Consider the following 2024-nt stretch of genomic DNA (forward strand, 5'->3'; position numbering starts at 1 on the left):
CTCTTGATAATCAAGAGGGGCTCCACTCATCAGCTCCCTGCCGGACTTGAACCGGCGACCTACGCATTACGAATGCGTCGCTCTACCAACTGAGCCAAGGAAGCATTTTAATTTGAAAAATGCTCTGGAAAACCCAAAGCAACTTTCGATGACCTGTCCGGGAATCGAACCCGGGTTTACGCCGTGAGAGGGCGTCGTCTTGACCGCTTGACCAACAGGCCGTATGTTTTATAATAGAATCGAGGCGACGTGATTCGAACACGCGACCTCTGCGTCCCGAACGCAGCGCTCTACCAAACTGAGCCACGCCTCGATTACATGACGTAGTATAATATAAATCCAGGAGAATGTCAACACTTTTTTTGAAGAATTTTTAAAAATATTTATTATGTTTAATATTTCGCTATAGTTGCTTGTGTTTGCTCAATTCAATAAATTTATATTTACTTCATCAGCTTCTGAATCGTCTTGCACAGCTCCTCAACCGCTTCTTCCCCATTTCCCGCCTCTATATCATCGACCACACAGGTTTTGATATGGTTGGACAGCAGGACTTTGGAAAAACTGTTCAGCGCCGCCTGAACCGCTGATACCTGGTTTAATATATCGACGCAGTATCGCTCGTCTTCCACCATCGCCTTCACACCGCGCACCTGTCCCTCGATCCGATTTAAACGTTTCAGCAGATCTTTTTCCTCGGTCAGGTTTCTGTGTTTGTGACGTTCCGTCTCTCCTCCCTGACAGACCTGCGCTTGTGATTCACATTTACAACAGCCCATGCTTTTCTCCTATCTTTTATCAAAATGCTGCGAAATGGCATATTAATTCCACCATTTCGCAGCTTTTTTCATCCTACTGAATCGAGTCCACCTTATAATCCTGTGCCTCAACCGCCTCTTTCAACGTATCGTCCGCCACATCCGCACTCATGTTTACGACCGCGGTTCCTTTCTCATGGCTGACCTCTGCGCTCTCCACGCCTGCCAGTGCCTCCAACGCCTTCTTTACGCGTGCCTCACAGTGTCCACACATCATTCCTTCGATATTCATTGTCTTTGTCATCGTTATTCCCTCCATATTTATATTATTTTTTTGATTCTCACTTTTTTTCATTTCTTTTGAAACAGTTTCATTTCCATTTGCTGTTTGCCCAATTGACCGGGTGTCTTCTGCCCCCATCCTAACTGCACCTGCGTTTTCTGCCTTTTCTCCACCTTTATTAGCAGCCTTCTCAGCCCTCTTCCGCATCGGATGATCCTTCGATGCATCGTGCATCTTAAACAGATTCAGCCGCAGCGCGTTCGTCACTACGCAGAAGCTGGATAAGCTCATCGCTGCAGCACCGAACATCGGATTTAATTTCCATCCAAAGATAGGATACCACAAACCAGCTGCAAGTGGAATACCCACAACATTGTAAAAGAATGCCCAGAACAGGTTTTCGTGAATATTTCGAAGCGTCGCACGGCTTAGACGGATTGCCGCCGGAACATCACTCAAACGACTCTTCATCAGCACCACATCCGCGGCATCAATCGCGATATCTGTACCGGCTCCGATCGCGATACCTATATCGGCACGCGTGAGCGCCGGGGCATCATTGATACCATCACCGACCATTGCCACCTTGCCCTGTTCTTTCAGGCTGCGGATGACACTCTCTTTCCCATCCGGAAGTACTCCGGCAATGACTTCATCCACACCAGCCTGTGCCCCAATCGCACGGGCAGTCCGCTCATTATCTCCAGTCAGCATGACCACACGGATTCCCATGTTCTGCAGTTCCTTGACCGCCTGCGGGCTGTCTTCCTTGATGACATCTGCCACGGCAATCATACCAGCCAGACGACCATTTTTCATAAAGCACAGCGGTGTCTTGCCTTCCGATGCCAGGCGCTCAAAGGATGCCTGTTCCTGTGCGGACACCGTCGTATGTCCGCTGATATAGGAAAAGCTTCCGCCTGCCAATGAAGCGCCGTCTAACGTACCGGAAAGTCCATTACCCGGCAGCGCCTGGAAATCAG

At 48.9% G+C, this 2024-nt stretch carries 2 protein-coding genes and 3 tRNA genes; all 5 read right to left on the bottom strand.

What is annotated here, in order from left to right:
• Window positions 1-31: 31 nt before the first annotated feature.
• Window positions 32-104, bottom strand: a tRNA-Thr gene (locus QVO97_RS00945).
• Between the two features lie 45 nt (window positions 105-149).
• A tRNA-Glu gene (locus QVO97_RS00950) sits at window positions 150-221 on the bottom strand.
• A gap of 18 nt (window positions 222-239) precedes the next feature.
• Window positions 240-313 (bottom strand) — tRNA-Pro (locus QVO97_RS00955).
• A gap of 130 nt (window positions 314-443) precedes the next feature.
• Window positions 444-779, bottom strand: coding sequence for a metal-sensing transcriptional repressor (locus QVO97_RS00960; protein ID WP_022358560.1), 336 nt, complete (start codon window positions 777-779; stop codon window positions 444-446).
• A gap of 73 nt (window positions 780-852) precedes the next feature.
• Window positions 853-2024 (bottom strand): metal-transporting ATPase (locus QVO97_RS00965; RefSeq protein ID WP_288188545.1); only part of this gene is annotated, 1172 nt, incomplete at its 5' end.

Origin of the sequence: Clostridium sp. CAG:43, from assembly GCF_000434655.1 — a bacterium.
GTDB lineage: Bacteria > Bacillota > Clostridia > Lachnospirales > Lachnospiraceae > Otoolea > Otoolea fessa.